This window comes from Thermaurantiacus sp. (assembly GCF_053487655.1).
On sequence record NZ_JBRCLD010000053.1, the window covers coordinates 54,465 to 64,249 of the forward strand.

Here is a 9,785-nt window from a genome sequence, read left to right on the forward strand (position 1 = left end):
GCAAGCCGGTGGCGTGTGGCGGATGCCCTCAGGCGCGTTCGAGGCGAGCGGCGCCGGCCGGCACGCGGAAGCGGGCGTGGGTGGACAGCCTGCCGCCAGGGCTCCGCACCGTATCGACGACCTTGAACTCGGCCGTCCAGGAGTCGGGTGTGATCGTCATGACGCTGTAGCCACGCTCGTCGCGGATGTAGGCGAGACCGGGATTGCGGGCGAGGATGGCAGCATGGTCAGCGCGGGTGCCGGGGCCGTCGCTTCCCGACGAGATGGAAGTGGTCACGAACTCGATTGCTTGGGCCGGGCTGTCGGGGCGGGCGTTGCTGCGGCGGACTTCGCCGGCCCAGTGCTGATGTTCGTCGCCGGTCAAGACGACGAGGTTTGGCACGCGGTCGAGCCGGGAGAGGAGCCGGTCGCGCGGGGCAAGATAGCCGGCCCAGCTGTCGACATTGACGCCGCGCGGCTCGGGCGCACGCGCACGCTCGAGGTTCATCATCATGACCTGCTGGAGCAGCGCGTTCCAGCGTGCGTCGCCGAAGCCTCTGACGAGCCAGTCCTCCTGCGCTCTGCCGAGCATCTCCGCCTTCGGATCCCGAATTTCCGGGCAGAGGCTGCCGAAGCGACCGCCGCAGGGCTGAGCCGAGCGGAAGGCGCGGGTGTTGAGCAGACGGGCGTCGACGAGGCGGCCGAAGCGATATTGCCGCCACGGGCCGGAGAGGCCGTCTCTGGGCAAGGCATCGGCGCGGACGGGCATGAATTCGTACCAGGCCTGCATGGCAGCCGCGCGGCGCAGGCGGAAGAGCTCGGGTGGCACGTCGCCGGGTGCGACCTCGCCGGCCCAGTTGTTGACGACCTCATGGTCATCGTAGCTTGCAAGCCAGGCGGCCGAGCGATGCGCTTCCTGGAGGTCGAGATCGAGGCGGATCTCGCTGTAGCGGCGGCGGTAGTCGTCAAGCGAGAAGATTTCTGGCCCAATGTGGCGGCGGACAGTCGGGACCATCTGGCCGAGGCCCCAGGAGAAGACTGCAGCGCGGGGGCCATACTCATAGATATAGTCCCCATAGTGGAAGATGGCGTGGCAGTCTTCGGCAGCGAGGTGGCGGAAGGCGGTATAGAGGCCAGACTGATAGTCCTGGCAGCCAGCAACTCCGAGCCGGACGGATGCGACTTCAGCGCTGGGCAGGGGAAGCGTGCGGGCGCGGCCGGCGACCGAGCGCTCGCCGCCAGCGACAAAGCGATAGTGATAGACGCGGTCGGGCCGGAGCGTGTCGAGTGTCACATGGACCGAATGGCCAAGTTCGGGCCAGGCGATTGTCTCACCTTCAGCGACAAGGCGGGCGAAGGACGGCTCCTCGGCAACCTCGTAGCGGACGAGGGCAGGGCGAGCGCCAAGACCGCGGTCCGGCTCGAGCGGACGCGGCGCAAGCCGAGTCCAGATGACGAAGCCCCTCGAGTCGGGATCGCCAGCAGCTACGCCAAGCTGGAACGGATAGTCGACGAAGGAAACGGGAGCCGCCAGCCGGGCGAGGGCAGGGGCGGCGAGGGTGGCGCCGGCTCCGGCGAGGAGGGTTCGGCGATCGAGCATGGTGGCCATGGAAGATGCTTGCCCGTTCGCTGTGACAGGCTCAAGACAAGGCGATGGTCGAGGCAAGCGAGGTCCCTTCCCCCTGCTGCAACATCTGTCGGCTGCGGCGGGGCAGGTGCATCGGCTGCGGTCGCACGCCGGATGAGATCAGCCGCTGGCCGACGGCGGATGATGCCGAGCGGCGGGTGATTGTGGCAGCGGCAAGGGCGCGACTTCCGTCTTCGGGCAGGCGGGGCTAGGGCCGGCGGCATGGACGAGACGCCTGCGGTCCGGCTTGCGCCTTCCATTCTGGCGGCCGATTTTGCGCGGCTGGGGGAAGAAGTGGCAGCAATCGACGCAGCCGGCGCCGACTGGATCCATGTCGATGTGATGGACAATCACTTTGTGCCCAACTTGACTATCGGGCCAATGGTTGTGAGGGCGCTCCGTTCCTGGTCGGCGAAGCCGTTCGATGTCCACTTGATGGCAAGCCCGGCGGACGCGCTCGTCGAGGCCTTCGCGGAAGCCGGGGCCGACATTCTCTCGGTCCATCCCGAGGCGGGGCCGCATCTCCACCGCACGCTCGGTCGCATCCGGGCGCTTGGCAAGCGTGCTGGCGTGGTGCTGAACCCGGCGACGCCGCTTGCTGCTGTCGAGCCTGTGCTCGACCTGGTTGATCTTGTGCTGGTGATGTCGGTCAATCCCGGCTTTGGCGGACAGGCCTTCATTGCAAGCGCTCTGCCCCGGATTGCCGCATTGCGACGGATGATCGACCGGAGCGGGCGCGCAATCGACCTTGAAGTGGATGGCGGAATTGGGCCCGACACGGCTGCCGATGTGATTGCAGCAGGCGCAACGGTGCTGGTTGCCGGGACTGCCGCGTTCCGCGGTGGGCGGGCGCAGTATGCCGCAAATTTGCGGGCGCTGCGCGGATGATGTCAGAAGGCGACGCCACGAGTGATCGGGGCGAGGAGCGGCTTTTGCACCGAAGGAGCGACGATGGTCGCGGGCCTTCGCTTGTCGAGCGGATCAGCGACCGGCTGGCGGAAGCCGGGTTTCGGAGCCCCATTCACCGGATGCGTCTCAAGGGCCGCTTTCCGCTGAAGCTGCTGGGCGTGCCAGAGGACCCGGTGCCGGGCGATGCTGACCGTGGCGCCCGGCTGATGGCCGGGCGGCTCTACCATGGGGGCTACGGCGTTGCGCTGGCGACCGGAGCGCTCGACCTGCGCGAGGCGCCTGGGCCGTGGCGGCGATGGGTGCATGGCTGGGGCTGGCTTCGTGATGCTGCCGCCCACCCGCCGGCCAATGCGGCCGAAGCGCAGCGGATCGAGACACTCGCCCGGCGCTGGCTCGAGCGCTTTCCCGACTATGACACGGAGGCCTGGGCGCCAGACCTGACCGGGCGGAGGATCATGATGGCGCTCGCCCATGCGCCACTTCTCATTCCGCGCCACGACCATGTCCATCGCTCGGCAGTCTTGAACGCAATCGCGCGCTGGACCCGCCATCTCGACCAGGTGGTCAAGCGGATGCCCGATGGTCCGGCGCGGCGCGATGCCGTTGCTGGGCTTTTTGCCGGCGCGCTCCTCATCCCCGGCCAGGACGACCGGCTGGCGCGTGCCGAAGCGCTGCTGGCACACGCCTGCGGCGAGCTGCTGGCCGCCGGCAATGCGCCGCCCTTGGAGCTTGCTGCGCTTGGCGACACGCTGCTGCTGCTTGCCGCCTGCCATGCCGCGCGCGGTGCGCGCGTGAGCAGCGCTGTCGCTGGCGGGCTCGAGCGGGTGCGGGCGCGGCTTGCAGCTCTTCTCATGGGCGATGGCATGCCGGCCCCCTGGCATGGCGGCCAGCCATCGCCGGCGCAGATGGCGCGGCTCGGCATCGCACCCGACGACTCTGCCCTGGCGCAGGATCCTGGTGGGTATGTGCGGCTGACAGGGGGGAGCTGCGTGGTGGTCATGGATGCAAGCCCGCCGCCCTCACTGCGACAAACGAAGGCGCCGCATGCCTCGACGCTTGCCTTCGTCATGTCGGACGGCGCGGTGCCGGTGATCGTGAGCTGCGGCGGCGCCTTCCGGTCGGCGCCGGAGGGCCTCGCGCCGCTGGCCTTGCCCGACGTGCTGGCAGACGCGCTGCGAGCGACTGCAGCCCATTCGACCCTCGTTCTTGATGACTGCAACTCGACCCGGCTGACGCCTGCTGCAGGCCGGCGATCCGTCGGGGTCGAGGAAGTGGCCGTCGAGCTTCGTCGCCTGCCCCAAGGCACGCTCGTTGAGGCGGTGCACGATGGCTACCGAGGACGCTTTGGTCTCCTCCACCAGCGCCGGCTTTGGCTGGCCGCCGATGGCTCCGACTTGAGGGGCGAGGACAGGCTGCTGCCGGCCTCGGGTGTGCGTCGCCTCATCGGCGGCGAAGCCGTGCCAGTGGCTGTTCGCTTCCACCTTGCGCCCGGGGCAGTCGCTTCACTGACCGAGGACGGAAGCGGAGCCTTGATCCGGATTGCCGGCGCGCGGCCGAGGGATGCAGTCGCCTGGTCGTTCCGCGCGCGTCTGCCACCGGGCTTTCGCCTGTCAATTGACGAGAGCGTGACCGTGGACTGGCAGGGCGAGGTGCGCGCGACTCGGCAGCTGGTGCTTTTGGGCGCAGTGTCACGAGCAGAACCGCCCGCCCTTGCCTGGGCGTTGCGACGCCAGAGCCGCCGCTGAGGTGCATGGGAGCCCTGCGCTTGCCGCGCGCGGGCGCCTCGGGCAGGGGACTGGCACCTCACCACTTCGATGGAATGCCATGACTGACCTCGTGCGCGTGCGCCGCGCGCTCCTCTCCGTTTCCGACAAGACGGGTCTCGACAGCTTTGCTCGGGGCCTCGCCAGCCACGGGATCGAGCTGGTGTCGACTGGGGGGACGGCGGCGGTGCTCCGAGAGGCGGGACTTGCCGTGCGCGATGTCACCGATCTGACCGGATTTCCGGAAATGATGGACGGGCGCGTGAAGACACTCCACCCCGCAATCCATGGCGGCTTGCTGGCGCTGCGGGACAATCCAGCGCATCTTGCCGCAGCCGATGCGCACGGGATCGCGCCGATCGATCTCCTCGTCGTCAACCTCTACCCGTTTGAGGCGACTGTCGCCCGCGGTGCGCCGCCGGCCGAGATCGTCGAGAACATCGATATCGGCGGGCCGGCAATGCTGCGCTCGGCGGCCAAGAACCATGCCTTTGTGGCGGTTGCAACCGACCCAGCGGACTATCCCACCCTGCTGGATGAGCTGGACTTGAACGCAGGCGCGCTCTCGCTTGCGACAAGGCGGCGGCTTGCTGCGAAGGCCTTCCAGGCGACGGCAGCCTATGATGCGGCAATCGCCTCCTGGTTCGCCTTTGCCGACGGGGGCGAGATGTTCCCCAAAGTGCTGCCGATTGCTGCCCGGCGGGTCAAGACGCTGCGCTATGGTGAGAATCCGCATCAGCAGGCCGCACTCTATGCCGCGCAGGGCGCGCACGGCGGGCTGGCGCAGGTGGAGCCGGTGCAAGGAAAGGCGCTTTCCTACAACAATCTGAACGATGCCGAGGGCGCACTCGGCCTGATCTCGGAGTTCCGCGAATGCGCGCCGACGGTTGCCATCATCAAGCATGCCAACCCCTGCGGCGTGGCGATGGCGTCAAGCCTTGAAGCGGCCTTCCGCGATGCCCGCGCGTGCGATCCCGTCTCGGCCTTCGGCGGGATCGTGGCGATGAACCGGCCGCTTGATGCTGCGACGGCCGAGGCGATTGCCGAGCTGTTTACCGAGGTCATCATTGCACCTGATGCAGATGCCGAAGCGCGGGCGGTGCTTTCTCGGCGGCCAAACCTTCGCCTGCTGCTGCTGCCACTGCCTGATCCGGCGCGGCCGGGGCTCCTGCTGCGCAGCATTTCCGGCGGGTTTCTGGTGCAGTCGCGGGATAGCCAGCTGCTTGAGGAGATGCGGGTGGTGACGAAGCGGGCGCCTAGTGCGCGTGAGATGGAGGATCTCCGCTTTGCCTGGACGGTTGCCAAGCATGTGAAGTCGAACGCGATCGTCTATGCGAGGGACGGCGTGACAGCAGGGATCGGCGCTGGCCAGATGAGCCGGCTCGACTCCGCCCGGATTGCTGCCCAGAAAGCGAGGGATGCAGCGCAAGCGGCGGGCTGGCCGGAACCGCGGACGATCGGGAGCGTCGTTGCCTCTGATGCCTTCTTCCCCTTTGCTGACGGCCTTCTTGCTGCGGCGGATGCAGGAGCGACGGCGGTCATCCAGCCCGGAGGTTCTCTCCGGGACGCGGAAGTGATTGCAGCGGCGGATGAAAGAGGGCTTGCCATGGTGCTGACCGGCATGCGCCACTTCGCCCACTGAGCCGTGGCATCGGCCTCGACTCTTCTCGACCGGCTTCCGCCTGCGGCTCGCGGACCGCTGTGGATGGTGGGGGCCTGTATTGCCTTTGCTGGGCTCTGGGTGTGCATCCGCCTGGCCTCGCAAGCGATGCATCCGGTGGCAATCGTGTTCTGGCGCAATCTTCTGGGCCTCTTGTGGCTATTGCCGATGCTGCTGGCCACGCCCGGGCTGCTGCGGATGGCGCGCGCACCACTTCACCTGCGGCGTGCGGCCTCGGGCCTGCTTGCAACCTATGGCACTTTCTACGCGGTGGCCAATGCGCCGCTCGCAACCGTGCTCGCCATCAACTACACAGCCCCCCTGTTTGCGACCATCGGCGCCGTCTTGTTTCTCGGCGAGCGGATCCGCGCCTGGCGCAGCATCGCGCTCGTCGCCGGTTTTGCCGGGATGCTCTTGGTGCTGCGGCCGGGGGCGACTGAGATGACTCCGGGGCTTTTTGCGGCCGTCGTCTCGGCGCTGGCGACCGCCTTCTCGCTGGTTGCGATCAAGGCGCTCACTGGCAGCGACGACCCGCGGGCGGTTGCGGCGTGGTCCTTCATCCTGATGCTTCCGGTCTCATTTCTGGTCGCCCTTCCCTTCGGCATCTGGCCGGATGCGCGCACATGGCCGATCCTCGTTGCACTCGGCGCCTGTGCAGCGGCGGGGCAGATGGCGCTGTCACAGGCCTTTGCCGTCTCTGAGGCGAGTGCGGTGATGCCGTTCGACTTTGTCCGCTTCGGCCTTATCACGCTGGCCGGAATCCTGCTGTTTGGCGAGCGCTATGACGCCCTGACGCTCCTTGGTGGCGCTGTCATCCTTGCTTCCACCATCTCGATCGCGCTGCGGGAAAGGCTGGTCCGGGCCGAAATGCGCCCGACCGCGCCGCCCGATACTTGAATGGCCGCCCGATGACGCATCGTCATCGAGCGTTCGGCCTGCCGGCCGACGCGCAGTCGCGCTTGCGCCTGCCCGTGACCGGGTCGGGTCACGGGCAGGCGTAAGACCCCTCCCAAGCGTGGGAGGGGCGCAAGGCAGGAGCCGAGCCTAGGGCGTTGGCGAGAATTCAAGGGAGTATTGGCATGGAACTCAAGGGACTGACGGCGGTTGTGACGGGGGGGGCTTCGGGGCTTGGGGCGGCCACCGCGCGGGCGCTCGCGAAAGAGGGGGTCAAGGTTGCGATCTTTGATCTCAATGCAGAGAAGGGCGAGGCGGTCGCGGCCGAAGTGGGTGGGGTATTCTGCCAGGTCAATGTGACTGACGAGGCATCCGTGGACGCCGGGTTCGCCAAGGCCCGCGAAGCCCTCGGACAGGAGCGGATTCTCGTCAACTGTGCCGGGACGGGGAATGCCATCAAGACGGCGAGCCGCGACAAGCAGACGGGCGCCATCCGCCATTTCCCGCTTGATGCATTCAACCTCATCATCCAGATCAATTTGGTTGGCACTTTCCGCTGTATCGCCAAGTCCGCTGCGGGCATGATGACGCTGCCGCCGGTCAATGAATTCGGCGAGCGCGGAGTCATCATCAACACCGCAAGCGTGGCGGCCGAGGATGGGCAGATCGGTCAGGCGGCCTATTCGGCCTCCAAGGGCGGCGTGGTGGGCATGACGCTCCCGATTGCGCGCGACCTCGCAAGTGAGGGGATAAGGGTCAACACCATCCTGCCGGGCATCTTCGACACCCCGCTGCTTCAGGCTGCGCCGCAGAATGTGAAAGATGCACTGGCTGCGCAAGTTCCGTTCCCCAGGCGCCTGGGGATGCCGGAGGAATATGCGAGCCTCGCGCTCGAGATGTGCCGCAACAGCTATATGAACGGCGAGGACGTGCGTCTTGATGGCGCAATCCGGATGAGCCCGCGGTAGGTGGCAGCTCCGGCCGGACGCCGTGGCGACGTCCGGCCGGGCTTGCGCCTAGCGCGCCGGCGGCAGAAGCACGGTGTCGATCACGTGGATGACGCCGTTGGAAGCCGAGATGTCGGCAGCGGTTACGGCCGCGTTGTTGACACGCACGCCGCGGGTGCCGTCGATCTTCACCTTGGCGCCGTTGACGGTCGCGACTTCGGTGGTCTTGCCGGCGAGTGCTGAGGACATGGTGCGGCCTGGCACCACATGGTAGGTGAGGATCGCGGCTAGCTCAGCCTTGTTCTCGGGCTTGAGCAGGTTTTCGACCGTGCCGGCGGGGAGCTTGGCGAAAGCGGCGTCGGTCGGGGCGAAGACGGTGAAGGGGCCGGGACCCTTGAGGGTCTCAACGAGGCCAGCAGCGCCAAGCGCTGCAGCGAGCGTCTGGAACTGGCCAGCGGACACGGCGGTCTCGACGATATCGGCGGCGCGGGTAGCGGTGGCGCCGAGCGCGAGCGCGGCAGCCGCCGCCATGAGCAGAGTCTTCATGGCATTTCTCCTTGTCTGGCAGCCGAACTGGCTGCCGTGGAGCGGAGGTCGGGTGGGACGGCGCGGTTGCGACCTGCCGCGATTGGGAGGCGCGACAGCCTGCCGCCGGTCAGTGGCGGCGCAGGCGGGCGACGGCGCGGTCTCGGCCGATGAGCGGCAGGAGGGCAGCCATGTCGGGGCCGGAGGCGCGGCCAGTCAAGGCAAGGCGCAGCGGCAGGAAAAGCGATTTGCCCTGCCGGCCAGTGCGCTCGGCAAGTGCGGTCGTGAGCTTGCCCCAGGTTTCTGGCCCCATCTCCAGCGTCTCGAGCAGCGAAGCGGCCTCGCCAAGATAGTTCGCCTCTTCCGGCTGGGGGTCCGGCGCCTCAGGCCCCAGGATGATCCTCTTCCACTCCTCGGCCTCGGCTAGTGTGCGGATATTCCCCCTGACGGCGAGCCATTCGGCTTCGCTGAGCGAGACCCGGTCGCGGACGTCGGCGTAGGGCAGGGCGTGGAGGATCTTTGCGTTGAGGCTTGCGAGCTCGGCTTCGTCGAAGCGAGGGTGGGCACGGCCGAGGTGGGCGAGGTCGAACGCCTCGATGAGGGGGGCGTCGGAAGTGACGGGCTCGACAGGCAGGCTGGTGCCAAGCCGGGCGAGGAGCGCCTTGACAGCGAGCGGCTCGATCCCGGCATCGCGGAAGTCGGCGACTCCGATCGAGCCAAGGCGCTTTGAGAGCTTGCCTTCGGTGCCGGTCAGGAGGGGCGCGTGGCCGAAGGCGGGGGCAGGGTGGCCGAGGGCGGCGAACATCTGAAGCTGGATTCCCGTGTTGGTCACATGGTCCTCGCCGCGCAGCACGTGGGTGACGCCCATGTCGATATCGTCGATGACCGAGGGGAGCATGTAGAGCCAGCTGCCGTCGGCGCGGCGGATGACGGGGTCGGAAAGCGAGGCAGGATCAATGTGCGAGGGCCCGCGGACGAGATCCTCCCAGCGGTGGGGGAGATCAGGGGAGAGGCGGAAGCGCCAGTGGGGCGTGCGGCCTTCGGCCTCGAGGCGGGCGCGGTCGGTGGCGGAAAGCGAAAGTGCCGAGCGATCATAGACCGGCGGCTTGCCGCGGGCGAGGAGGACCTTGCGCTTCAAGTCCAGTTCCTCGGGGGTCTCGTAGGCCGGGTAGGCGTGGCCGGCGGCGGCGAGTTGCTCCAGCACTTCGGCGTAACGATCGAGCCGGTCGGACTGGCGGGTCTCGCCGTCCGGGGTCATGCCGAGCCAGGAGAGATCGTCGCGGATCGACTGCGCGAATTCCTCAGTCGAGCGGGTGATGTCGGTGTCGTCGAGGCGAAGCAGGAACTGGCCACCGAATTTCCTGGCTGCCAGCCAGTTGAGGAGGGCAGTGCGGATATTGCCGACATGGAGCCGGCCAGTGGGCGAGGGCGCGAAGCGCGTGACGACGGCGGAGGTGGACAAAGCGTTCATTGGCCCGGGT

General features: G+C 67.8%; 9 protein-coding genes. 6 read left to right on the forward strand and 3 right to left on the reverse strand.

All coding sequences use genetic code 11. The annotated features are described in order from the left end of the window. Positions 1 to 28: 28 nt before the first annotated feature. A complete protein-coding gene (locus tag ACWIQA_RS05880; RefSeq protein WP_448582137.1) occupies positions 29 to 1,588 on the reverse strand; it encodes an alkaline phosphatase D family protein in 1,560 nt (519 codons plus the stop codon). Between the two features lie 44 nt (positions 1,589 to 1,632). On the opposite strand from ACWIQA_RS05880, the gene ACWIQA_RS05885 reads away from it, so the two are divergent. From ACWIQA_RS05885 to ACWIQA_RS05910, 6 genes are all read left to right on the forward strand, one after another. Beyond that, entirely contained in the window at positions 1,633 to 1,818 is a 186-nt protein-coding gene (locus ACWIQA_RS05885) for a DUF1289 domain-containing protein (protein ID WP_448582138.1), read from the forward strand. Between the two features lie 10 nt (positions 1,819 to 1,828). Then, positions 1,829 to 2,494: a ribulose-phosphate 3-epimerase gene (gene rpe, locus ACWIQA_RS05890; RefSeq protein ID WP_448582139.1), complete on the forward strand. Its 666-nt coding sequence runs from the start codon at positions 1,829 to 1,831 to the stop codon at positions 2,492 to 2,494. Between the two features lie 44 nt (positions 2,495 to 2,538). Then, positions 2,539 to 4,260 carry a heparinase II/III family protein gene (locus ACWIQA_RS05895; protein WP_448582140.1) on the forward strand — a complete coding sequence of 574 codons (1,722 nt, stop codon included), beginning with the start codon at positions 2,539 to 2,541 and terminating at the stop codon, positions 4,258 to 4,260. 79 nt (positions 4,261 to 4,339) lie between these two features. Then, positions 4,340 to 5,920, forward strand: coding sequence for a bifunctional phosphoribosylaminoimidazolecarboxamide formyltransferase/IMP cyclohydrolase (gene purH, locus ACWIQA_RS05900; protein WP_448582141.1), 1,581 nt, complete (start codon positions 4,340 to 4,342; stop codon positions 5,918 to 5,920). Between the two features lie 3 nt (positions 5,921 to 5,923). Next, positions 5,924 to 6,835, forward strand: a complete 912-nt coding sequence (locus tag ACWIQA_RS05905) for a DMT family transporter (RefSeq protein WP_448582142.1) — start codon at positions 5,924 to 5,926, stop codon at positions 6,833 to 6,835. 182 nt (positions 6,836 to 7,017) lie between these two features. Further along, the gene (locus ACWIQA_RS05910) at positions 7,018 to 7,800 is read left to right on the forward strand and encodes an SDR family NAD(P)-dependent oxidoreductase (RefSeq protein WP_448582143.1); all 783 of its coding nucleotides are present in this window, start codon (positions 7,018 to 7,020) and stop codon (positions 7,798 to 7,800) included. A gap of 48 nt (positions 7,801 to 7,848) precedes the next feature. Here the strand turns inward: ACWIQA_RS05910 and ACWIQA_RS05915 are convergent, their stop codons facing one another. Together ACWIQA_RS05915 and gltX are read right to left on the reverse strand one after the other, a co-directional pair. After that, the gene (locus ACWIQA_RS05915; protein WP_448582144.1) at positions 7,849 to 8,325 is read right to left on the reverse strand and encodes a fasciclin domain-containing protein; all 477 of its coding nucleotides are present in this window, start codon (positions 8,323 to 8,325) and stop codon (positions 7,849 to 7,851) included. Positions 8,326 to 8,434: 109 nt separating this feature from the next. Continuing rightward, a complete protein-coding gene (gene gltX / locus ACWIQA_RS05920) occupies positions 8,435 to 9,775 on the reverse strand; it encodes a glutamate--tRNA ligase (RefSeq protein ID WP_448582146.1) in 1,341 nt (446 codons plus the stop codon). Between the last annotated feature and the right edge of the window lie 10 nt (positions 9,776 to 9,785).